At 63.8% G+C, this 21,991-nt stretch carries 21 protein-coding genes; 11 read left to right on the top strand and 10 right to left on the bottom strand.

Going from position 1 to position 21,991, the window contains the following annotated elements; all coding sequences use genetic code 11:
* Both B0E41_RS13525 and B0E41_RS13520 read right to left on the bottom strand, forming a co-directional pair.
* The coding region (locus B0E41_RS13525; protein ID WP_143433828.1) for a hypothetical protein at positions 1-377 on the bottom strand (377 nt) is incomplete at its 3' end.
* A gap of 128 nt (positions 378-505) precedes the next feature.
* A complete protein-coding gene (locus B0E41_RS13520) occupies positions 506-1,666 on the bottom strand; it encodes an FAD-binding oxidoreductase (RefSeq protein WP_077331679.1) in 1,161 nt (386 codons plus the stop codon).
* 140 nt (positions 1,667-1,806) lie between these two features.
* Here B0E41_RS13520 and B0E41_RS13515 point away from each other — a divergent pair, with 140 nt between their 5' ends.
* The 5 genes from B0E41_RS13515 to B0E41_RS13490 all read left to right on the top strand — a co-directional run bounded on the left by B0E41_RS13515 (position 1,807) and on the right by B0E41_RS13490 (position 6,144).
* Positions 1,807-2,256: a universal stress protein gene (locus B0E41_RS13515; RefSeq protein ID WP_077331681.1), complete on the top strand. Its 450-nt coding sequence runs from the start codon at positions 1,807-1,809 to the stop codon at positions 2,254-2,256.
* A 583-nt stretch (positions 2,257-2,839) separates the two neighbouring features.
* Positions 2,840-4,561 (top strand): FAD-dependent oxidoreductase, encoded by a 1,722-nt coding sequence (locus B0E41_RS13505; RefSeq protein WP_077331677.1) that lies wholly within the window; start codon positions 2,840-2,842, stop codon positions 4,559-4,561.
* Positions 4,562-4,583: 22 nt separating this feature from the next.
* The gene (locus B0E41_RS13500) at positions 4,584-4,808 is read left to right on the top strand and encodes a DUF2783 domain-containing protein (protein ID WP_077331676.1); all 225 of its coding nucleotides are present in this window, start codon (positions 4,584-4,586) and stop codon (positions 4,806-4,808) included.
* Between the two features lie 27 nt (positions 4,809-4,835).
* Positions 4,836-5,378: a VOC family protein gene (locus B0E41_RS13495; protein WP_077331675.1), complete on the top strand. Its 543-nt coding sequence runs from the start codon at positions 4,836-4,838 to the stop codon at positions 5,376-5,378.
* Between the two features lie 109 nt (positions 5,379-5,487).
* Entirely contained in the window at positions 5,488-6,144 is a 657-nt protein-coding gene (locus tag B0E41_RS13490; protein ID WP_077331674.1) for a hypothetical protein, read from the top strand.
* A gap of 79 nt (positions 6,145-6,223) precedes the next feature.
* On the opposite strand, the gene B0E41_RS13485 is transcribed toward B0E41_RS13490, so the two are convergent.
* The 7 genes from B0E41_RS13485 to B0E41_RS13455 all read right to left on the bottom strand — a co-directional run bounded on the left by B0E41_RS13485 (position 6,224) and on the right by B0E41_RS13455 (position 13,021).
* A complete protein-coding gene (locus B0E41_RS13485; protein ID WP_077331673.1) occupies positions 6,224-7,135 on the bottom strand; it encodes a response regulator in 912 nt (303 codons plus the stop codon).
* A gap of 39 nt (positions 7,136-7,174) precedes the next feature.
* Entirely contained in the window at positions 7,175-8,272 is a 1,098-nt protein-coding gene (locus B0E41_RS13480; RefSeq protein WP_077331680.1) for a chemotaxis response regulator protein-glutamate methylesterase, read from the bottom strand.
* Between the two features lie 115 nt (positions 8,273-8,387).
* The gene (cheD, locus tag B0E41_RS13475) at positions 8,388-9,041 is read right to left on the bottom strand and encodes a chemoreceptor glutamine deamidase CheD (RefSeq protein ID WP_253194837.1); all 654 of its coding nucleotides are present in this window, start codon (positions 9,039-9,041) and stop codon (positions 8,388-8,390) included.
* Between the two features lie 43 nt (positions 9,042-9,084).
* Positions 9,085-9,894, bottom strand: a complete 810-nt coding sequence (locus B0E41_RS13470; RefSeq protein WP_171984763.1) for a CheR family methyltransferase — start codon at positions 9,892-9,894, stop codon at positions 9,085-9,087.
* A gap of 122 nt (positions 9,895-10,016) precedes the next feature.
* On the bottom strand, positions 10,017-12,131 hold the full coding sequence (locus B0E41_RS13465) for a chemotaxis protein CheW (RefSeq protein ID WP_077331670.1): 2,115 nt from the start codon (positions 12,129-12,131) through the stop codon (positions 10,017-10,019).
* Positions 12,132-12,163: 32 nt separating this feature from the next.
* On the bottom strand, positions 12,164-12,526 hold the full coding sequence (locus B0E41_RS13460) for a response regulator (protein WP_077331669.1): 363 nt from the start codon (positions 12,524-12,526) through the stop codon (positions 12,164-12,166).
* Between the two features lie 48 nt (positions 12,527-12,574).
* The gene (locus B0E41_RS13455; RefSeq protein ID WP_077331668.1) at positions 12,575-13,021 is read right to left on the bottom strand and encodes a hypothetical protein; all 447 of its coding nucleotides are present in this window, start codon (positions 13,019-13,021) and stop codon (positions 12,575-12,577) included.
* A 174-nt stretch (positions 13,022-13,195) separates the two neighbouring features.
* On the opposite strand from B0E41_RS13455, the gene B0E41_RS13450 reads away from it, so the two are divergent.
* The 6 genes from B0E41_RS13450 (at position 13,196) to B0E41_RS13430 (ending at position 21,355) form a co-directional block, all read left to right on the top strand.
* Positions 13,196-14,344 carry a response regulator gene (locus tag B0E41_RS13450; protein ID WP_077331667.1) on the top strand — a complete coding sequence of 383 codons (1,149 nt, stop codon included), beginning with the start codon at positions 13,196-13,198 and terminating at the stop codon, positions 14,342-14,344.
* Positions 14,322-14,951: a response regulator transcription factor gene (locus B0E41_RS13445; RefSeq protein ID WP_077331666.1), complete on the top strand. Its 630-nt coding sequence runs from the start codon at positions 14,322-14,324 to the stop codon at positions 14,949-14,951. The genes B0E41_RS13450 and B0E41_RS13445 overlap by 23 nt, the downstream gene beginning before the upstream one ends.
* 1,488 nt (positions 14,952-16,439) lie before the next feature.
* Entirely contained in the window at positions 16,440-19,685 is a 3,246-nt protein-coding gene (locus B0E41_RS13440) for an RHS repeat-associated core domain-containing protein (RefSeq protein WP_171984762.1), read from the top strand.
* Between the two features lie 291 nt (positions 19,686-19,976).
* Entirely contained in the window at positions 19,977-20,474 is a 498-nt protein-coding gene (locus tag B0E41_RS13435) for an RHS repeat-associated core domain-containing protein (RefSeq protein ID WP_253194835.1), read from the top strand.
* A 268-nt stretch (positions 20,475-20,742) separates the two neighbouring features.
* A complete protein-coding gene (locus B0E41_RS26600) occupies positions 20,743-21,129 on the top strand; it encodes an SEL1-like repeat protein (protein ID WP_143433826.1) in 387 nt (128 codons plus the stop codon).
* 10 nt (positions 21,130-21,139) lie between these two features.
* Positions 21,140-21,355, top strand: a complete 216-nt coding sequence (locus tag B0E41_RS13430; protein ID WP_171984761.1) for a hypothetical protein — start codon at positions 21,140-21,142, stop codon at positions 21,353-21,355.
* A 110-nt stretch (positions 21,356-21,465) separates the two neighbouring features.
* Here B0E41_RS13430 and B0E41_RS13425 read toward each other — a convergent pair whose 3' ends face one another.
* Positions 21,466-21,876, bottom strand: a complete 411-nt coding sequence (locus tag B0E41_RS13425; RefSeq protein WP_077331662.1) for a hypothetical protein — start codon at positions 21,874-21,876, stop codon at positions 21,466-21,468.
* Between the last annotated feature and the right edge of the window lie 115 nt (positions 21,877-21,991).

Here is a 21,991-nt window from a genome sequence, read left to right as displayed (position 1 = left end):
GCGAGGGGGTGGGGTGGGCTGTCCAGGGTCTTGAGCCGGGCCAGGGTGGCGGCACAGGCTGGCGACTCCACGATGGCGAGGATGGCCAGCGCGTAGGAGGCTTCGGCGGCCGACTGGCTGAACAGGCGGCTCAGCACGCCCGGGCTGCGCAAGTGGTCCGCGCGGATGCCGGGTGGCTGGGTCAGGGTGTTTTCAATCACCTGCGCCAGCAGCCCGGGGTGGGTGCCCTTCGGGAACCCCAGGCTTTCGACAAAGCTGGGCGGCAGGGCGGCACGGTCTGCGTCGCGGGGGCGCCCGGCGGGCGGCACGGTGGGCGCCCCCGGTGGGAGGGCGCCGAAATTGGACTCGGTGAAGAGGTAAGGTTTTTTGTCGGGCATGTCTGCGGCTGCCTCGGCTGGTGCCCCGGTAAGGGTCATCGGCCGCCAATGGGGCGCATGTACGGTGGTTCAGTCTCTGTCAGATCGACCAGGGTACCCTCAGCTTGAACGCCCCAATGTGATCTGCATCACGTTGATTGTGGCCGATTCAAACGGGCCGGACCGAGTTGGGCGGCGTCCAGACCCTCGGCCGCGATGTGCGAAGGGAGCGGCAGGCCCCGCGCCAGCGCCGCGCAGGCCTCCCCCATCGCGGGCGAGGTCTGGATGCCGTAACCCCCTTGCGCGGCGACCCAGAAGAAGCCCTCGGCCTGGGGGTCGAAGCCCCCCACCAGCCCACCGTCTTCCACGAAGGAACGCAGACCGGCCCAGGTGCGGATCGGCCGCGTGACCTCCAGCGTGGTCATCTCGCCGATGCGGTGGATGGCCATGGCAATGTCCAGCTCTTCGGGCTGCACGTCCTGCGGCGGCACCGGGTCGGCGTTGGCGGGCGAGCCGAGCAGCACGCCCGCGTCGGGCTTGATGTACCAGTCTTCGGCGGCGCCGAACACCAGCGGCCAGCTGGCCACCGGAAGGTCCTTGGGTGGGTGGAAGACAAATGCCGAACGGCGCTTGGGCACCAGGCCGATGGGGCGCGCACCGGCCATCTGCCCCACCACCTCCGCCCACGCGCCCGCGGCGTTGAGGACCAGCGGCGCGCGCCAGGTGCGACCACCCGCAGAGACGGTCCACTGCCCATCGGACCGGTGCATGGAAGCGACCTCCGCGTCGCAGACGATCTGTCCGCCGTGGTGGCGCACGCCGCGTAGAAAGCCCTCGTGGATGGCGTGCACGTCCATGTCGGCGGCGTCGGGCTCGTACACCGCGCCGGCGACTTGCTCCGGGCGCAGGGCGGGCACGCGGTCACAAGCCTGCGCACCCGTGAGGCGCACCGCCTGGGGGTTCAGCGGGGCGAGCATGGCCCAGTGGGCTTCGAGCTCGGGCATCTGTGCTTCGGTGGCGACCATCATCGCGCCGCGCGGCGAGAGCAGGGGGTGTTCGCTGAAGCCGGCGGGGGGTGATTCGAAGAAGGCGAGGCTGGCGCGGGTGAGCGCGCGCACCTGCGCCGAACCGTAGCTGGCCATGTAGAGCGCGGCGGATCGGCCGGTCGAGTGGTAGCCCGGCTGCGACTCGCGTTCGAGCAGGAGCACGCGGCCGTGGGGTGCGAGCCAGTGGGCGACCGATGCGCCGGCGATGCCGGCGCCGATCACGATGAAGTCGGCGGTGGAGGTTGGGTCGGGAGCGGGGGTCATGTCGGTTGTCGAAAAAGAGGGCGTTGGCGGGGCGGCAAGGGGGTGAACAGGGGTGTGCGTTGCGGAGAGGGCGTGGCATCATGAACCATGAAGGCCGCACCCTGCGGCCGGCCATTTTTCATTCATGGGCGGAGCACATCATGTTGAACATTCTGATCCCGGTTGACGGTTCTTCTCACGCGCTGCTGGCGGTGCACCACGCGGTGCGGCTGGTGCACACCGGTCTGAGGGCGCGTTTTGTGCTGGCCAATGTGCAGGAGACGGCCACGCTGTACGAGCTGGTGGTGGCGCACGACCCGGCCGTGTTGGAGCGGGTGAACGAGTCGGCGGGCCTGGACCTGATGCGCCCGGCGTTGGCGTTGCTGGAGGCCGCTGGTTTGCAGGTGGTGCAGGAGGTGGCCACGGGTGACCCGGCGCACACGCTGATCGATGTCGTGGAGCGGCAGGGCTGTGACGCGGTGATCATGGCGGCGGGTTCGGGCGGCGGCCTGCGCGCGGCGGTGTTGGGCTCGGTGGCCCAGCACATGGTGGACCACTCGCCGGTGCCGGTGACGGTGGTTCGCGAGCCCGTGTCTTTGGCTGAAGAGTGAGCTTCTTTTTTTGGCTGTGCTTTTGATGGCCTTGCGGGGTTAACTCCCTCTCTGCGATCCAGCGCTTGATGGGTTGGCTCGTCTTGGTTGCTGCTGCTTCTTTGTTGCGGGGCCAACTTCCTCACTGCGATCCAGCGCCCGGGTGACCGACTCCGCTCATGTCCCCCGGGTTTTGCTGCGCAAAACCCTCCTCCTTGACTTCGCTGCGTCGGCCACCCGGGCGCTGGATCGCGCACGCGTGTGGGTGCTCACGGTAGGCGCGCCTGTCCTTGTCCGCACGGCGGTGCATGGCGTTCTGCGCAGCGAAGTAAAGGAGGAGGGGCGGGCGCAGCCCGTCCCGGGGGACATGAGCGGAGCAGAGCGCCATGCACCGCCGTGCCAGCGAGGTCGCCGAGCGCCATTGCGTGCGCACCAAGGCCGCTGCTGAACAGGAAAACCATCCGCCAATGGGTTCAGTTTTCTAAGGTCTGAAAATTACGTTTAGAGAAACGTATTTACCAATAAGAAATTATCAGCTACAGTCCTGCCCTGACAACGCCGCCGCTTTTTCGAGCGCCGACGACAACGAAGGAGCACCGCAGGCATGGCCACCTACACCTACCCCACCTTTCCCTACACCGGTCCGCAGGACCTCATGGCGTCCGCTCCGCAGCGCAAACCGCTGATCGTCATCGGCGCCGGCCCGGTCGGCCTGGCGGCTGCCATCGACGCGCGTTTGCAGGGCCTCGACGTGCTGCTGTTCGACGAAGAAGACAGCGTTTCCTTCGGCTCGCGCGCCGTCTGCTACGCCAAGCGCGCGCTCGAAATCCTCGACCGCCTCGGCGTCGGCGACCCCATCGTCGACAAGGGCGTGAGCTGGAATGTCGGTCGCACCTTCCTGCGCGAAGAAGAGGTCTACCGCTTCAACCTCGTGCCCGACGCCGGCCACAAGCGCCCCGGCATGATCAACCTGCAGCAATACCACTTGGAAGAAGCGCTGGTGCGGCGCGCCGAAGCCCTCGGTGTGGACCTGCGCTGGAAATACAAGGTGGTGGGCGTTGAGCCGCTGGGCGATGACGGCAACAGCGGCGCACGCGTGAGCATCGAAACCCCTGATGGCAACTTCGAGATCGACGCCGACTGGCTGATCGTCGCCGACGGTGCGCGCAGCAACGTGCGCCGCCAGCTCGGCCTGGACATCGAAGGCCATGTGTTCAAGGACCGCTTCCTGATCGCCGACGTGATCATGAAAGCCGACTACCCGGCCGAGCGCTGGTTCTGGTTCGACCCGCCGTTCCACCCCAACCAGAGCGTGCTGCTGCACAAACAGAGCGACAACGTCTGGCGCATCGACTTCCAGCTGGGCTGGGACGCCGACCCCGAGGAAGAGAAGAAGCCCGAAAACATCATCCCGCGCGTGAAAGCCATGTTGGGCGACGAGCGCGAGTTCAGCCTGGAGTGGGCCAGCATTTACACCTTCCAGTGCCGGCGCATGAAGAACTTCCGCCATGGCCGCCTGCTGTTCGTGGGCGACGCGGCGCACCAGGTCTCGCCCTTCGGCGCGCGCGGCGCCAACTCCGGTTTCCAGGACACCGACGACCTGCTCTGGAAGCTGGCGCTGGTCATGAAGGGCCTGGCGCCCGAGGCCCTGCTCGACACCTTTGATGCCGACCGCACCTACGCGGCCGACGAGAACATCCGCAACTCCACCCGCTCCACCGACTTCATCACGCCCAAGAGCGCGGTCAGCCGCCTGTTCCGCAACGCGGCGCTGGAGCTGGCGCGCACGCAGCCGTTCGCCCGCAAGCTGGTGAATTCCGGCCGACTCTCGGTGCCGGCCTTCCTGGTGAACTCGGCGCTGAACACGCCAGACGTGGACGCCTTCGAAAGCGACATGGTCCCGGGCGCGCCGCTGGACGACGCGCCGGTGAGCGTGGCCGGGCTGGACGCCTGGCTGCTCGACCAACTGGGCAACCGCTTCCAGCTGCTGTCCTTTGCCGACAGCGTGGAGCAGGTGGACCCGGCGCTGCGTGCCCAGGCCGCGGAGCTGGCGGGCGGCGCCATTCCGGTGGAGGTCGTGCTGGTCACCGCCCACGCGGGTGAATCGGCGGGGCTCAAGACGCTGCACGACCGTGATGGTTTGATGGCCCAGCGCATGGATGCCCGCCCCGGCACCTGCTACCTGCTGCGCCCCGACCAGCACGTGGCCGCGCGCTGGCGCCACTTCGACGTGGCCGCGGTGCGCTGCGCGCTGGCCCGCGCCACCGCGCAGGACTCGGCTTCAACCGCCGTCCAGCGCCCCGCCCTTGTGGCGGTCGCCGCCTGAAACGAAACCGAGGAGACCCCCCATGCCCCTGCAACTCCAGCCCAACCTCGCCGAACCCGGCCAGCGTTACTTCCGCGACTTCACGCCCGGCGACGACTTCTACGAAGCCCTCATCGACACCCACCGCGACCTCAGCGATCAGCAGAGCCAGTTGCTCAACGCCAAGCTGATCCTGCTGCTGGCCAATCAGGTGGGCGACATCACCGTCCTGAAAGACGCCCTGCGAGTTGCCCGGGAAGGCGTCTGAACCCAATCACCCGAAGGAGAACCCCTCATGCCGAACATCCGCAAGATCCACCACGTCGCCTACCGCTGCAAGGACGCCAAGACCACCGTCGAGTGGTACCAGAAGCACCTGGACATGAACTTCGTGCTCGCCATCGCCGAAGACCAGGTGCCGTCCACCCACGCACCCGATCCCTACATGCATTTGTTCATGGACGCGGGCGGCGGCAACATCCTGGCCTTCTTCGAACTGCCCAATGCGCCCGAAATGGGCCGAGACCCGAACACCCCCGACTGGGTGCAGCACATCGCGCTGGAAGTGGACACGGTCGAAGAGCTGGAAACCACCAAGGCCCGGCTGGAAGCCGCCGGCATCCCGGTGGTGGGCCTGACCGACCACACCATCTTCAAGAGCATCTACTTCTTCGACCCCAACGGTCACCGCCTGGAGCTGGCCGCCAACACCGCCACGCCCGAGATGATGAAGAAGCTCGACGAGGTGAAGTGGGACATGCTGGGCGAGTGGGACAAGACCAAACGCGCGCCCAAACACGCCGCCTGGATGCATCAAAAAGAGTTCGCGCCCACTTGAATATGAAATTGGGCGGTGAAAACCCCTCAAGTCGGCCTTTAAGTGGTCGAAAACCCTAGGGAGCAACGGAATTGTCTGATTCCGCTGAGCCATCAGGAAGGGGTTTGTCATGTTGAACATCAGTTCCAGCCAACCGGTGAGTTGGCCCACCGCGCCGCCCGTGGCGGTCGCGGCAGTGACCGCCGTGCCCAGTGTGGGCGCCGTGCAGGCGTCTGCGCGCGAAGGCCAGGCCGACACCGGCCGCAACGGCCAGGGCGCCCAGGGGGGCTTGGCCCCCGGCGCGCCCAAGCCCGCCGGCGACCACGCGTCTGGCGCCTCCACCGCACAGGCGGCGCCCCTGTTGCCCCGCGAGCGCACAGAAGAGGCCACCCCGCCACCCACCAGAAACAACGAGGCGCGCGCCGCGCAACGCAAGGAAGACGAGAAGAATGCCGAGGAGCTGGCCGCCCAGAAACTGCAGCTGCAAGAGGTGCTGAGCAAGGTCTGGAAGGCCAGCGCTGCGGTGGTGGACGTCGTGCTGCGCCGTGAGGCGGCATCGGTTGCGTCAGCGCAGGCGGCGGATGGCGCCGCCCTGGCGCCGTTGGCCGGCACGCCGTCGGCCAACGACCAGGTGATCACGGCCGAGGAGGCCATCCCGCTGCCCGCCAACGTGATTGACCTGCCAGTCGCCGCGCGGCGCGACGAGGAGCCGCTGATGTACACCGAACAGGGCACCAGCAGCTGGGCACCGCTGGAGGCGGGCAGCCTGCTCAGTCGACACGTGTGAAAGGCGGCCTGCGGGTCCGCTCCAAAAGAAAAGGCAGGTCATTGACCTGCCTTTTCTTTTGGCCGCTGGCCGGCGGACATCAGACCGCCAGGCGCAGCTCGACCTGTTGCAGGGCCTGTTGCGTGAGTGCGGTTTCGCGCAGCAGTTGCTGGCCGAGTTCGGGGCTCACCGGCTCGTCGGTCTGGGCGACGATGTGCTCGATCTGGGCCGAGGTGTTCACCAGCGCACGAAAGCCCATCAACATGGCCGTTCCCTTGAGTTTGTGGGCGTTGTAGCCGATGGCGGCGCGGTTCTGGTCGAGGATCGCCTGCACCAGCACGTGCACCGTGCCCTCGGGCGGTTCAAACACGGTCTTGAGCAGTTCGCCCAGCGAGTCCTCCGGCATCATCGACAGGATTTCGCAATACGACTCGCTGTCGATCAGACCCGCGGCCGCATGGCCCAGGTCGGGCAGGCGCACCGGCATCTCGTAGGAGGACACCGGGAACGGGCTGACACTGCGGGGACCCAACGGGGCCGGGGTCGAGGAAAAACCGGTCGCGTGGGGCGCGTCGTCCACCAGCCCGCAACGCGCGAGCGCGCGCTGCAGGTCGTCGGCCTGCAGCGGTTTGCTGGCGAATTCGTTGACGCCCACCTCCATCGCGCGTTTGCGCGTGTCGTTCACCACGTCGGCCGTCACGAGGACCACCTTGATGTTGGCCGCCGGGGTCTTGAGCGCGCGGATCGCTTCGGTGGTGGACAGGCCGTCGAGCACCGGCATGTGGTAGTCCAGCAGCACCACATCGAAGGTCTCCTGCTCCAGCAGTTGCAGCGCTTCTTGTCCGTTCTCGCAGAATGTGGCCTGGTGCCCCATCTTGTCGAGCAGGATGTGCATGTACTTGAGGTTGATCGGGTGGTCTTCGGCCACCAGCACCCGCAGCTTGCGTGTGGCTTTGTCCGCGCTGGTGGCGGCCAGCAGCAGACTGGCCCGGACCAGAGGACGGAGATTCATGGGGACACTCCGTGGGGAAAGGTGGAGCGGATCAAAGGCTCAGATGCGGTGCCGCACCAGGGCCGGGTTGCTGGCCAGGCGGTTGAGCAGGGCCGGGGCGATCTGCGTCAGGGGCAGGATTTCGTGGGCCGCACCGCACTGGATCGCCATGCGCGGCATGCCGAAGACGACACAGCTGGTCTCGTCCTGCACGTAGTTGTAGCTGCCAGCGTCCTTCATCTCGCGCATGGCCTGTGCGCCGTCGGCGCCCATGCCGGTGAGCATGATCCCGATCGCGTTGGGCCCGAGCACCCGCGCGGCCGACTTGAACAGCACCTCGACCGACGGCCGGTGCCGGTTCACCGGCTCGGTGTCTTCGACCACGGCGATGTAGTTGGAGCCGCTGCGGTCGATGCGCAGGTGGTGCCCGCCGGGCGCGATGTAGGCGTAGCCGGGCAGGATGCGCTGGTTGTGGCGTGCTTCCTCCACACGGATGCGGCACAGCGAATCCAGCCGCGCGGCGAAGCTGGTGGTGAAACCCGGCGGCATGTGCTGGGTGATGACGATGGCCGGTGAATCGGCCGGCAGGGGCACCAGTACCTCGCGGATCGCCTCGGTGCCGCCGGTGGAGGCGCCGATGCAGATGATTTTTTCGGTGGACAGGCGCGGCAGCGGCGCTCGCGCAGTGTCGTTTGCAGCGGCGCTCGCGGCCGCGGGCGTCGCCCCGGCGGCGGGGGCAGGCCCCAGGCGTTTCACATGGGCGCTGGCGGCCACGCGAATCTTGTCCACGATGTCGGTGGAGAGCTCGGCCAGGCCGCTGCTGATGCCGATGCGCGGCTTGGCCACGTAGTCGACCGCGCCCATCTCCAGCGCGCGCAGGGTGATGTCGGCGCCCTGTTCGGTCAGCGTGGACACCATCACCACCGGCATGGGGCGCAGGCGCATCAGGCGCGAGAGGAACTCCAGCCCGTCCATGCGCGGCATTTCCACGTCGAGCGTGATCACGTCGGGGTTGAGCTCGCGGATCATCTCGCGTGCCACCAGCGGGTCGGCCGCCGCGCCGATGCACTGCATGTCGGGCTGGCGGTTGATGATTTCCGTGAGCAGGCTGCGCACGAGCGCCGAATCGTCCACCACCACCACTTTGATCTTTGTCATCTCAATCCTCTTGTTGGCCTTGCGAGCCTGATCCAGAAACACCGCGCAACCGGCTTTGCCGGGGCGCTGGTGTTGCCCCCTGGGGGGTGACGACGCGCAGCGTCGGCGCGGGGGGTTAAAACAAATCCACCGAGCCGCCGGAAGTGGATGTGGCCACCACCGCCGCGTTGCCCTTGCGCTCCTGTGTTTCGATGGTTTCAGGGTGCGAATGCGCCAGGCGTTTCACCATGGCTTTTCCGGTGGCCGGGAAGTAGCAGACCTTGCGCGGGTGGATGTCCAGCACGTCCTTGGAGATCACCGCGATGCGTTCGGTCTGCAGGTAGTCCAGCACAAAGGCGGTGTTGCGTTCGCCCACGTTCATGGTGGTGAAGCTGTGCATCACCTGCCCGCCGCCGAACACCTTGGCCTGCATGTATTCGCGCCGGGCGCCGAGCTTCATCATCTCGTTGATCAGCAGTTCCATGGCGTAGGAACCGTAGCGTCCCGAGCTGTCGGCTCCGCCGTCGGGCAGCATGAAGTGGTTCATGCCGCCCACGCGCACCTTGGGGTCCCAGATGCAGGCGGCAATGCACGAACCCAGCACCGTCATGACCATCATGTCGTCGGTGGTCACGTAGTACTCGCCGGGCAGCACCTTCACCGTGTCGGTGTTGAAGTGGTGGTCGCGGTAGAAGAAAGAGGCCTCGCCCGGCTTGGGTGGTCGGGACTTGAGAAAATCGACCTTGCTGCCGCGCGCGACGGCCGCAGCGGGCAGGGCAGTGGCGCCCATCGGGGGCATCACAGGGCGGGCCCGGTGACTGGGCTGGGCCGCGTCAAATGCGCTCATAGACCGTCTTTCCGCGCAACACAAACAGACTGCGTGCGTCGCTGAAGTTTTCCGCGTGGCCCACGAACAGCATGCCGCCGGGTTTCATCACCCGGTGAATGCGCTCCAGCACCTGGCGCTGGGTGGCGGCATCGAAATAGATCATCACGTTGCGGCAGAACACCGCGTCGAAAGGCTCGCGGAACGGCAGGTCCTGGATCAGGTTGACGGTCAGGAATTCGAGGTGCTTCTGCAGCTCGGGCTTGACGCGCATGAAGCCGGCGTTGGTACCCTTGCCGCGCATGAAGAAGCGCTGCAGCCGCTCGGGGCTCAGGCCCTTCACGCCGTCGACCTTGTAGACGCCGCGCGCCGCGGTGGCCAGCACCTTGGTGTCGATGTCGCTGTTGACCAGGCTGAAGTTGCCGGTGGGCCCCAGCGCTTCGGTGGCCGTCATCGCGATGGAGTAGGGCTCTTCGCCCGTGGAGGCGGCCGAGCACCAGATGCGCCAGGGGTGGCTGCGCTTGGCGGCGAGCAGGTCGTGCAGGATGCCGAAGTGATGTTGCTCGCGGAAAAACGCCGTGAGGTTGGTGGTCAGGGTGTTGATGAACTCCTGCCACTCGGGGCCGTCGGTCTGCTCCAGCGCGTCGAGGTAGCTCTTGAAGCTGGCATGCCCGGTGTCGCGCAGCCGGCGTGAGACGCGGCTGTAGACCATGGCGTGTTTGCCGTCGTGCAGGCTGATGCCGGCCTTCTTGTAGATCAGCGCCTTGATGCGGGTGAAGTCGGCGTCGGACCACACGAACTCACGGCCCTGCGCCATCGGCCCGTCTTCCACGTCCTGGGGGGACGCCGCGTAACGGGGCGTGCTCGGGCGGGTCTGCTGCAGCATGGGGGGCGGCCTCTGACAACGGAAGGAATGGGCGGTGTGAAAGAGTGTCGGGCTCAGTGGCGCGAACGGCGCACCAGGCCCGAGGTGTCCAGGATCAGCGCGACCTTGCCGTCGCCGAGGATGGTCGCGCCCGACACGTTGGGCACCTTGCGGTAGTTGGACTCCAGGTTCTTGATCACCACCTGTTGTTGGCCGAGCAGCTCGTCGACCATGAGCGCGACGCGGGAGCCGTCGGACTCCACCACCACCATGATCGGGCTGGTCGAGTTGAACTCGAAGCGCGGCACCTGGAACACGCGCTCCAGTTCGATCACCGGCATGTACTCTTCGCGCACCTTCACCACCTGGGCGCCCTGCGCCACGGTGTTGATGTCGCTGGGTTTGATCTGGAACGACTCGATCACGCTGGACAGCGGCAGGATGTAGACCTCGTTGCTCACCCGCACGGTCATGCCGTCCATGATGGCCAGGGTGAGCGGCAGGCGCACCTTGACGCTCATGCCGAAGCCCTCGGCGGAGTCGATCTCGACCGTGCCGCCGAGCGAGGCGATGTTTTTCTTGACCACGTCCATGCCCACGCCACGGCCGGACACGTCGGTGACGATCTCGGCGGTGGAGAAGCCCGGCGCCATGATCAGGTTCCAGACCTCGGTGTCGCTCAGCGAATCGGGTGCGTCCATGCCTTTTTCGCGGGCCTTGGAGAGCAGCTTCTCGCGCGAGAGGCCCTTGCCGTCGTCGCGCACCTCGATCAGGATGCTGCCGCCCTGGTGGCTGGCAGACAGCGTGATGTTGCCGTGCTCGGTCTTGCCTTTGGCGAGCCGCTCTTCAGGCAACTCCAGACCGTGGTCGCAGCTGTTGCGGATCAGGTGGGTCAGCGGGTCGGTGATCTTCTCGATCAGGCCCTTGTCCAGTTCGGTGGCCTCGCCGTGGGTGATCAGCTCGACCTTCTTGCCCAGCTTGCCGGCCAGGTCGCGCAGCATGCGCGGGAAGCGGTTGAACACCACCGACATCGGGATCATGCGGATCGACATCACCGCTTCCTGCAGGTCGCGGGTGTTGCGGTCGAGGTCGGCCAGGCCGGCCAGCAGCTGCTGGTTGGCGGCGCTGTCGAGCGCGCTGCTCTTCTGCGCCAGCATGGCCTGGGTGATCACGAGTTCGCCCACCAGGTTGATCAGCTGATCGACCTTGCTCACCGAGACGCGCAGCGTGCTCGATTCGGGGCCGGCCGGGCTGGGCGCGCGGACCTCGGCCTTGGGTGCCACCTTGTTCGGCGCCGGCACCGCAGGCGCCGGGTCAGGGGTGGGGGCGAGCTCGGCCGGTGCCGGGGCTGAGGCTGCGGGCACACCGGGCGCGTCGTCAAAGAAGCCGAAATCGGTGCCTTCTCCGGCCAGCTGGGTGGCTGGTGCCGGGTTGGGGTTGGGGGCCGGCGCGGCGGCCGAGGTGTCGGTGATGCAGATCTGTTCCTTGCTCACGTGGAAGGTGAACAGGTCCATCAGGTCGGTGTCGCTGGAGGTGGTGTACGCGCGGAACCAGCGCTGGTCCGCCTGGTCGCAAGGCAGGGCCTCGATGCGGCCGAGCCCGGTGATGTCGCGGAACAGCTCGACGATGCAATCGGCCTCCGAGGGGTTGTCCAGGGGCCCGATCACGATGTGCAGTTCGCGCTCGCCGTTGGCCAGCGCGGGTGCGGCCACGGGAGCGCTGACCACCGGTGCGGGCGCGGCGGGGGCCGGGGCTTTGGCCGGCGCGGGCTGGCCGTGGGCGAGGTGGCTGATGCGCGCCACCAGTTCGCCAGTGGCGGGTGGTTCGACGCCCTGGCCCGAGTGGCGGGCCAGCAGCAGCTTGAGCGCGTCAGACGATTCGAGCAGCACGTCGACCATGGCGGCCGTGGGTTGCAGCTCGTGGCGGCGCAGCTTGTCCAGCAGCGACTCCATCTGGTGCGTCAGTTCGGCCACGTCGGCAAAGCCGAAGGTGGCGGCACCACCCTTGATCGAGTGCGCGCAACGGAAGATTGCGTTGAGCTCTTCGTCGTCGGCCGCTTCCAGGTCCAGCGCGAGCAGCATTTGCTCCATCTGTTCCAGGTTCTCGCCAGCCTCTTCAAAGAAGATTTGATAGAACTGCGTGAGGTCGAAATTGCCGCCGCCGGCACTCTCTTGGGTCATCTCTGACATGGGTTCTCCTTGCGGATCGCGTGGGCCGCAGGTCAGCGGATGACTTTCTGGATGACCTCGATCAAACGACCCGGATCAAACGGCTTCACCAGCCATCCGGTGGCGCCCGCGCTGCGGCCCGCCTGCTTCATCTGGTCGCTTGACTCGGTGGTCAGGATCAGGATCGGCGTGGTCTTGAACTTGGGGTGGTCGCGCAGCTTTTTCGTGAGACCCAGACCGTCCAGGCGTGGCATGTTCTGGTCGGTCAGCACCAGGTCGATGTGGTGCGTCTGGGCCTTCTCGAAGGCGTCCTGACCGTCCACCGCCTCCAACACGTGAAAGCCGGCGCCTGTGAGCGTGAAAGCGACCATTTTTCGCATGGAGGCCGAGTCGTCAACGGCAAGAATGGAAAGCATGAGGTACTCCGAGGTTCAAACCAATATCGGCAAAAAGGGGTGTCGGCTTTAGAACAGGTCGATGGAGCCGGCGTCCATCTCGCTCTGTGTCACGGGGCTGGGCCGGTCGACCATGGGGTCGGGTGCCATGGGCAACTCGCCTTCTTCGGCCTCCATGGCCTCGTCGGCCAGCTTCCAGGCGCAGCCCTGCAGCACCTTGCCGGTGTGCACGATCAGCTGGGTGGCCATGTCGTGGAACTGCAGCTCGGTGACGGCCTGGTGCAGGCTGTGGCGGATGCTCAGCAGGTCCTCGGTATCTTTCTGGGCCGCCAGGTTGCCCAGCGCGTGGTTGGCGGTGCTGAAGCGTTCCAGCAGGTTGCCGGTGGCGTGGTCCAGCAGACCCTCCAGGCGTTTGAGGTCGGTCATCGCCATCAGCAGCGAATCCTGGAGATCAGCGACCAGGTTCACGGGCAGGCTGACAGACGGGGTGGTCTGCAACATCATCGGATGGTCCATGGTTGTTGGTGCATTTGTGATGGGCTGAAGACCGGTCTGGGGCTGGCTGGGAAGTACAATTTTCACGGTCTGTGACATCCTCTATCGGCAGATAACGGCCCAAATTCAGCGCCATTTCAGCGCCTGTGTCTTGGGCGCCAAGAAGGCCCGTTCACCCCACCTCACGCGAGCGGTATGCCAGAACACACAAAACCCCGACCGCTGCGCATCCTCCACTTGGAAGACTCCCGGGTCGACCACGCCCTGGTGAAGTTCGCCTTGCAGCGCAGCCAGTTGCCGCATGAAATCGTGCTGGTGGACACCATCGACGACTTCCTGCGCGAGCTCGACACCGGTGCCCACGACTTCGTGCTGGCCGACTACCACCTGCCCGGCTTCACGGGCCTCGACGCCTGGCAGCTGGTGCGCGAGCGGGGGATCGACATGCCGTTCGTGATCCTCTCGGGTGCCATCGGCGAAGCCGCGGCGGTGGACGCCATGCACCGGGGTGTGAGCGACTACCTGCTCAAAGACAGCATGAACCGGCTGGCCCATGTGATCGAGCGGGCGATGGAGGTGAGCCAGACCCGCAAGGCCAAGGCCGCGGCCGACACCGAGCTGGCCGAATCGCGCCAGCGCCTGGCCGAGCTGGCCGAGCACCTGCAGACCAGCATCGACCAGGAGCGCGCCGACATCGCCCGCGAAATCCACGACGACATCGGCGGTTCCCTGGCCGCGGTGAAGCTCGACCTCTCATGGATCTCGCGCCGCACGCTCGACGCCGACATGCGCCAGCACATGGACACCGCGCTGGAGATGCTGCAACATGCGCTGGGCGCGAGCCAGCGCATCATGATGAACCTGCGCCCCCCGATCCTCGACCAGGGGCTGGTGGCTGCGGTGCAATGGCTGGCCTCCAGCTTCGAGAAGCGCGCCGGGGTGCGTGTGACCGTGCGGCGCTCGTCCGAGCAGATCGACGTGCCGCGCGCGGTGCAGCTGGTGGCGTACCGAACCGCACAGGAAGCCCTCACCAACGTGGCCAAGCACGCACGCGCCACCGCCGTGGACATCGACCTCAGCGACCGCGAGCGCGTGTTGACGCTGGAGGTGACCGACAACGGCCAGGGGCTGAGCAGCGAAGCGCTGAAGAAGGCCAAGTCCTTCGGCTTGCTGGGGCTCAAGGAGCGTGCGGCCAAGGTGGACGGCTGGCTGGACATCAGTTCTTCCATCCGGGGCACCTCGGTCATTCTTTCGGTGCCGTTGGCGACACCCTCCGGCGCTACGGAAGAAGAAGGCGATTTCAACCACAGGGAGCCGAACAATGATCAAAGTGATTTTGTGTGACGACCACGCGGTGGTCCGGCGCGGCATCCGCGACACCATCTCCGAGGCGGTCGACATCCAGGTTGTCGGCGAAGCCGGCAGCTACCCCGAGCTGCGCGAGCAGATGCGCAAGGTGGCGTGCGACGTGCTCGTGCTCGACCTCAACATGCCCGGACGCGGTGGGCTGGAGGTGCTCGCGGCCCTGCGCGACGAGGGCTCGCTCGTCAAGACCCTCGTGGTCTCCATGTACCCAGAAGACCAGTACGCCATCCGCTGCCTGCGTGCCGGCGCGCGCGGTTATGTGAACAAGGCCGGTGAACCGGCCGAACTCGTCGCCGCCATCCGCACCGTGCAACAAGGGCGCAAATACGTGACGCCCGAAGTGGCGCAGATGCTGGTGGACAACCTCAGCGCCCCCGAGAGCCAGGAGCTGCACGCCAGCCTCTCCGAGCGCGAACTGCAGACCCTGCAGAAAATCGCCTCCGGCAAAAAGCTCTCGGAAATCGCCGAAGAGCTGATGCTCAGCCCCAAGACGGTGAGCGTGTACCGCGCGCGGGTGCTGGAGAAACTGCACCTGGCGAACAACGCGGAGCTGACTGTTTACGCGATTCGGAACAGTTTGGTTTGAGGCGCATTGCGCTCCCCTATATTCGAACGAAACGTTGGGGAAGTTGGCGTTGAAAGGGCAATGGTGCAGCGTTGAAATTGAGCATCAAGATTGTTCTGGTATCAGTATAAGTTTGCAAAAATACCACCATAGGGAGGAACTGTGAGTTTCAAACATCTGCTCGTTTTGAGCATCTGTATTTTTTCGACCCTGGCCAGCGGCCTTTCTTGGGCTGCTGAGCTATGTCGATATAAAACCGGCACGCTTGATTCGGGCCAAATTGGTACAAGTGACAGCAGCTACTTGGAATCATGTCGAGCGGCGATGGATCTTCATCGGATTAAAACCATTGAAGACATGAACCGGTTTGCTAAAAATGGCAGTTATTTCAATATGACAACCACAGGCGTCAGTGTTGATCTCAGTCAAACATATGCTTGTAGAGGCAGCTTTGTCACTAATGGAGTGAATTGTGGTATCGATGGTTCGGGTGCTATTTCCTGTTGGTCCTACGGTGGACCGACTGCACAATTAGGAAGCTATTACGCCTACTGCCGCGAAGTTCTACCCCCTCCTGACATTCCACCAAAGAAGGCACCTCCTGAATGCACAACCTGTCCTTGTCCTGCACAAGATGGCGAGGCAACTCCACATCCGATAGCACCCTTCAGGGCAGAGAAATTCCGGAAAGAGTCGGACATTGGCTTGCATGAGCCGCACGGTATCGAATTTCAGCGAACTTATAGAAGTGGACGCGTAGGCGGTTCCGAGGCGATCAAGAGCGTCATTTCTGCCTCGATGGGCACCTCTTCCGGTTCTGCCTCTTCATCTGTGGCAGGTGCCTCTGGATTTTCTCTGTTCTATGGCAATGCACCTCCGGTTTCTATGGGGAATGGGTGGTCCAACAATTTGAATGCCAGAGTCACCATTGTTCGAACGGTGACCCAAGGTGACGCCATCCCGGACATGGGGCACGCCCTGCTGGTCTTTGGGGATGGACGCTACCGGGAATTTCTACCGAATGGGGTCGAAACTTGGAAGCCCATGAGCGGCCGTCAAGACAAATTCTGGGCGGTACATCCCGACGGAAATCGAACGATCAACAGCCAGTATGTCTTTCAGGATGCTGACAGTGAGGATCAGTATGTGTTTGTCTTTTCGGCATCAGAACCCGTGGTTTCCATTGCAACCAACCACGCTTACTTGAAGCAGATTAGACACCGTAATGGGTGGGTAACCACCTTTGACCTAGAGCAAACTGCCAATCTTGGGGAGTTGCGCCCAGTTCAAGCAATCAATGCGTTTGGCTTCCGTTTGATGATTGCTTACAACGCCAATGGCGTGGTGAGCGAGGTGGCTGCATTCAATCCCGCAGGCACCAAGACCGGGCAGGCGACATATCAATACGATGCAAGCCAGCGCCTTTCTCAAGTGACATACAGCGACGGGTCGATTCAAGCGCTGCACTATGAGGATCCCAATAACATCAACTGGCTCACTGGATACAGCTTGAACGGAGCGCGCGTCGATACATACCGCTATGACGACAAAGGACGGGCCATTGAATCTACGCGCGCAGTGGGCGTGGACCGGTACGGCGTTGACTACACAAACAGCTCGGTCAACACCGGCACAGGTATCTACAGCCAGGTGACGGTGGTTGATCCGCTGAATACCGCGAGGGCTTACGGGTACAGCGCTGCGGGGCAGCGCATCAATGTCACCAGCGCCAGCGCGCCGCCGAACGATGAGGGTTTGGAACCCATTGCCTCGCGCAGTGTGGACGCCAATGGGCGGGTAACCGGAGAAACCAACTTCCAGGGACACAGAAGCAGTACCGTATTCGACCTCCGCCAACTCGCCACGCAAATCAGCGAAGGCAGCGGCACTCGCACCCAAACCATCACCTGGCACCCCAGCTTCCGCCTGCCCACCCAGATCGACGAAACCGGCGGCAAGCGCACGACCTTTGCCTACGACGACAAAGGCAATCTGCTGCAAAAGACGATCACCGCCACCACCGGTACCCCCGTCAACGAAGCCTGGGCCTGGACCTACAACGCCCAAGGCTTGACGGCCACCGAGACCGACCCGCGCGGCGCCACCACCACCTACGGCTACAACACCTGGGGCCAGCTCACCAGCCAGACCAACGCCCTGGGCCACGTCACCACCTACGCCTACAGCCCGGCGGGGCAGGTCTCGCAGATCAACGAGCCCACCGGTCTGGTCCGCTACCTCACCTACACGCCGCGCAACTGGCTGGCAACCTCCACCCTCTCGGCCGGCGGCGTCAGCCTCGCTACCGCCTACACCTACACCGTCGATGGACAGGTCAAGAGCGTGGCGCTGCCCAACGGCCACGCCATCACCTACTTCTACGACGCCGCCCTGCGCAACACCGGCTGGAGCGACAACCGGGGCCAGAGCGCCAGCTATACGCTGGACGCCGCGGGCAACGCCACCGAAGAGCAGGTGAAGAACAACGGAGGTCAGCTCGCCCTGCAGATCCGGCGCACCATCAGCGCGCTCAACCGCGTGCAGAGCGAAACCCGGGGCGCGGGCATCGTCGAGACCTACACGCAAGACGGCAACGGCCGCCTGGCCAGCGCCACCGACGCCCTGGGTAAAACCACCACCTACGGTCGCGATCCGCTGGCGCGCATCATCAGCATCACCGACGCCACCAGCCGTGCCGCCACCATCACCTACAACGCGCAAGACGCGGTGACCCAGGTGGTGGACTTCAAATACGTCACGACCAACTACACCCGTGACGTGCAAGGCAACGCCCGCTCAGAAGCCACGCCCGACGAGGGCACCACCGCCACCACCGTTGACGCGCTGGGCCTGCCCAGCCGCATCGTCGACGCCCTGGGCCGCGCCAGCGACATCACCCGAGACGCCCTGGGCCGCCCCACGCTCATCACCCACAGCCCGGTCTCCAGCACCCCGGCCGCCACCCCCGGCGGCAAGACGCTCACCACCCAGCTGCGCTACGACCTCACCGGCGCCGCTTGCAACGCCAGCGGCCAGGCCGACGCGAGCAAAGGCCGGCTGTGTGAAGTGATCGACATGTCCAACGGAGTGACCCACGCCACCACCCAATACCAGTGGGACGCTTTCGGTCGCCTCACGGCCCAGGCGCAAACCCTCTCCAGCGCGGTGGCCAACCACAGCCACCAGCAGACCACCGCCTTCACCTACCTGGCCAGCGGCGGCGGCCAAGGCGAGCTGGCCAGCATCACCTACCCCAGCGGCTCGGTGCTCACTCACCAATACAACGCCACCGGGCGCTTGACCGGCATGCTCTGGAACGGCCAGCCGCTGATCGAGAACATCACCTACAACGCCCTGGACCAACCGCAGTCCTGGGTCTGGGCCTTCGGTCAGTCCTTGGGCTTCAAGCTGCCAGCCCAGCGCCTGTACAACACAGCCGGCCAGCTCACCTCCAGCGAGTTCGCCAGCTTCGCCCCCGAGACCACAGGCCGCATCGGCTCCGTCTCCCAACAACTCATGAAGCCCAACGGCGCAGGCGGCTGGGCCGAAGAAGAGGTGCCTTTCAACGCCCAGTACAACGCCCTGGGCCAGCTCACCGGCTTCACCGCCGTGGGCACATCGCCCGAGTTCCAGTGGGGCCACACCTACAGCTACGACAACAACGCCAACCGCACGGGCGGCAGCATCACGGCCAACGGCGCGTCGATGGCGTTCACCAGCGGCGTGCAAGGCGGCACCAACCGGCAGAGCAACGCGGCGGGCATCACGGTCACCACCAACGCGGCGGGCGACATCACCAGCCTGCTGGGCAAGACGATGGCGTATGACAGCGCCGGGCAGCTTGCGGAGGCCACGGCTGTGCCGCCTTGCCCCTCGGGCCAGAACTGCGCGGGTGCACAGACCACACTGAGCCGCTTCAACGGCAGGGGCCAGCGCTACCTGAGGGACACGCCGAGCACGCAGACGGTGTTCAGCTACGGCAGCGACGGCTTCAACCTGCTGTCGGAGACCACGCGAAACCTCTCCAACTCGCAGCTCTCGACGACAGAACACATCTACCTGCCCACGGCGAGTGGGCCGATGCCAGTGGCGACCGTCATCGACGGCGTGCACCACGCAGTGCATGCGGATCACCTGAACACGCCGCGCAAGCTGAGTGATGCAGCCGGGCAGACACAGTGGCAATGGCCGTACAGCGGCTTTGGCGAGATCGGGCCGCAAGCCACGCCTGCCTCAGGCCAGGCCCCGGTGAGCTACAGCCTGCGCTACCCCGGGCAGGTTGACGATGGCAACGGGCTGTTCTACAACTGGCACCGGTTCTATGACCCGAGGGTGGGGCGGTATACCTCTGCTGATCCGATTGGGTTGGCGGGTGGGTTCAATCGGTTTGGGTATGTGGGCGGGAATGCAATAAGCCAAGCCGACCCAACCGGCTTAATTGCCTCTGTTTGCGAGGACCCAGCATTTGGGCTAACAGAACATGTTTCGCACTATTGGATAAAAACAGACACAAGGGCTGCTGGCATGGGTCGAAATCACAGTAGTCGCGTACCTCTTAGCGCCAAAATATTAAATCACAAAGGCAGGCATAAGAAGCCAGATGCGGTATGCACACCACGACCTGAGCTCGACGAAGATTGTGTAAACAGATACATCGATGCAACGATGAACGAAGAATTCGGATATTGGGTTCCACCAGTAAACTACTGCAAAACATATGTTGGCTGGATAATTACCATGTGTACAAAAAAATGAACCCATCAATGAAGACTCTATCAAAGAGCGTTCTCAATATACTATTTATATTGACAGAACTATTTCTGTTGTATTATTTATTTTTTGAATTATGGGCAAAAACCGCCAATGACGAGCCAACATACAGCAATGCTGTATACGTGATTCCATCCCTGATGATCGCTCTTCTTGTCACCTATCTAGTGATAATTAGAAAACTGAGAAAAAGCCAACTTTATTAGTTGCATCCCAGATAGTCATCGGGACGCTTGACAAAGCAAGCCTATTGTTGCGGCATTACCTCGTACATCTGTGCCAGCTCTCCGCCAACGGCGCTTCGAGGAGTTTCACCAGCGGTGTGCCGAGCTACAGCAACCGCCAGACCGATCCTCGGCGCTGAGCACGACAGAACACATCTACCTGCCCACGGCGAGTGGGCCTATGCCGGTGGCGGTGGTGATCGACGGCGTGCACCATGCCGTGCACAGCGACCACCTGAACACGCCGCGCAAGCTGAGCGATGCAGCCGGGCAGCCACAGTGGCAATGGCCGTACAGCGGCTTTGGCGAGATCGGGCCGCAGAGCACGCCGGCTGCAGGCCAGGCCCCAGTGAGCTACAGCCTGCGCTACCCCGGGCAGGTTGACGATGGCAACGGACTGTTCTACAACTGGCACCGGTTCTATGACCCGAGGGTGGGGCGGTACACCTCTGCTGATCCGATTGGGTTGGAGGGTGGGTTCAATCGGTTTGGGTATGTGGATGCCAATCCGTTGGGCTTTGTTGATCCGGAGGGGATTGGCAAAGGGTGAGCGTGGATATGGGAAAAGCCCAAATTCAACGACCAACCCTGAAAAACATTGGAAAGACGACCCAAAGGAGCCGGGATGGGGGTGGCAAAAGGACCCGCAATCGGGAAAGCGCACATACAAAAAAAGACCGCCTTGGCTGCCGCCATTGCGGCCCCTAGGCATCATTCCTTTGTTCTGCCCGCTTTGTAACTTCTTGCCTCCGCCTGACTATTCACCTGAACCATGCTGACCCTTGTAGTTTCAACATCAACGAACCCCGACAGCTCAAGTGAAAAATAAACTCGATAGGGCGCGTGAACTTCTAGAAAAAGGATGCCATGCCTATGAGAAGGGAAAACTGGCGCGTGCAGTGAACTTGTTTCATCAAGCTGCTGAGCTTGGATCCAACGAAGCCAAGGTAAACCTTGGAAACATGTACTGCAGCGGAGAAGGAGCCCCAGCAAACCTTCCATTGGCAAAAGAACTTTATCGGTCAGCGTTCAAAGATGGATGTGTTTATGGAGCTTCCGCGCTGGGTACGCAGTACATGGCGGAAGGAAAACTGCACCTTGCGGAAAAATGGCTTAAGCGAGCGATCGAGATGGGAGATGAGTGGGCGGCTGATGATCTTCGGGATGTAAGTCTGCGGCGGCATGCTGGGCCGGGCCAATCGTAGAGGTGAACCGATGATGCGACCTCTTCTGTTGACGGTGCTGTGCGTTCTGCTGGCGTTGTTCTTTGGTTTCTGGGGAATTCAAACAGCTTGGATCGGGTCACTCCCGAATCAGAATCCCAGCGACTATGAAGTCTGGGCAACGGTACTGCTCGGCCTTGGGCTGCTCTTTTTCCTTCTGCCTTTTGTTCTGTGGCTGATGGTTTCGCGCAAGAGATCGAACACCTGATGGCGATGCAGGGACCCTACATCCTCTGTCTAAAAACAAGAAAAGCCACCCACAACCCCAGTCAGCCGCTATAGCTGTGGGGTGGCGGGTGGCTTGTTCGTGGTGGTGCGCTACACCTTCTTGCCTGGTGCCTTTTCCTTGGTACTGCTGGGCTTGTCCTTCTTGTCTTCGGGCGTCACGAACCCGATGGGCCGTTTCGGTGGATCGGGTGGCTTGGTCAGTTCGCGCAGCGCATCGAACACCTGACGCAGCTGGTTGCGGGTATTGCGGCTGAAGACTTCGTGCTGCGTGGCCAGATGCTCGGTCTTCTCCTCCAGCGAGGCCAGCCGCTGGGCCAGGTCCTTGTGCTGCACCGCCGCCTCGCGCAGGCGCACAAAGGCGCGTACCACGTACACCGATACCTCTACCGCACGCGCACTGTTCAAGACCATCGCGGCCATGATGGCCCCTTGCTCGGTGAAGACGTAAGGCAGGTATTTGCGGTGCTGGCCGCGCCCGGTCTTTAAGGTGTAAGCGGTCATCCAACTACGTCTTCCCACAGAGGGCCTGAGAGGGGAAGCTACGAGTCCATGTAGAACAAGGTGGACACGTATGTCAGAGATCGATGCAGAGGTGGTACGGCGCCTGGTCACGGGA

Origin of the sequence: Hydrogenophaga sp. A37 (assembly GCF_002001205.1) — a bacterium.
In the GTDB taxonomy this organism is placed as follows: domain Bacteria; phylum Pseudomonadota; class Gammaproteobacteria; order Burkholderiales; family Burkholderiaceae_C; genus Hydrogenophaga.
Note: the sequence above shows the minus strand (reverse complement) of the source record. Positions and strands in the feature narration are given on the sequence as shown.

Coding starts and splice junctions, on each gene's coding strand:
- B0E41_RS13450 (WP_077331667.1), top strand. CDS start 13,196: ATGCCAGAACACACAAAACCCCGACCGCTGCGCATCCTCCACTTGGAA.
- B0E41_RS13455 (WP_077331668.1), bottom strand. CDS start 13,021: ATGGACCATCCGATGATGTTGCAGACCACCCCGTCTGTCAGCCTGCCC.
- B0E41_RS13480 (WP_077331680.1), bottom strand. CDS start 8,272: ATGACAAAGATCAAAGTGGTGGTGGTGGACGATTCGGCGCTCGTGCGC.
- B0E41_RS13495 (WP_077331675.1), top strand. CDS start 4,836: ATGCCGAACATCCGCAAGATCCACCACGTCGCCTACCGCTGCAAGGAC.
- B0E41_RS13425 (WP_077331662.1), bottom strand. CDS start 21,876: ATGACCGCTTACACCTTAAAGACCGGGCGCGGCCAGCACCGCAAATAC.
- B0E41_RS13515 (WP_077331681.1), top strand. CDS start 1,807: ATGTTGAACATTCTGATCCCGGTTGACGGTTCTTCTCACGCGCTGCTG.
- B0E41_RS13505 (WP_077331677.1), top strand. CDS start 2,840: ATGGCCACCTACACCTACCCCACCTTTCCCTACACCGGTCCGCAGGAC.
- B0E41_RS13465 (WP_077331670.1), bottom strand. CDS start 12,131: ATGTCAGAGATGACCCAAGAGAGTGCCGGCGGCGGCAATTTCGACCTC.
- cheD (WP_253194837.1), bottom strand. CDS start 9,041: ATGGGCGCCACTGCCCTGCCCGCTGCGGCCGTCGCGCGCGGCAGCAAG.
- B0E41_RS13500 (WP_077331676.1), top strand. CDS start 4,584: ATGCCCCTGCAACTCCAGCCCAACCTCGCCGAACCCGGCCAGCGTTAC.
- B0E41_RS13490 (WP_077331674.1), top strand. CDS start 5,488: ATGTTGAACATCAGTTCCAGCCAACCGGTGAGTTGGCCCACCGCGCCG.
- B0E41_RS13470 (WP_171984763.1), bottom strand. CDS start 9,894: ATGGCGCAGGGCCGTGAGTTCGTGTGGTCCGACGCCGACTTCACCCGC.
- B0E41_RS13520 (WP_077331679.1), bottom strand. CDS start 1,666: ATGACCCCCGCTCCCGACCCAACCTCCACCGCCGACTTCATCGTGATC.
- B0E41_RS13485 (WP_077331673.1), bottom strand. CDS start 7,135: ATGAATCTCCGTCCTCTGGTCCGGGCCAGTCTGCTGCTGGCCGCCACC.
- B0E41_RS13430 (WP_171984761.1), top strand. CDS start 21,140: ATGATGCGACCTCTTCTGTTGACGGTGCTGTGCGTTCTGCTGGCGTTG.
- B0E41_RS13460 (WP_077331669.1), bottom strand. CDS start 12,526: ATGCTTTCCATTCTTGCCGTTGACGACTCGGCCTCCATGCGAAAAATG.
- B0E41_RS13445 (WP_077331666.1), top strand. CDS start 14,322: ATGATCAAAGTGATTTTGTGTGACGACCACGCGGTGGTCCGGCGCGGC.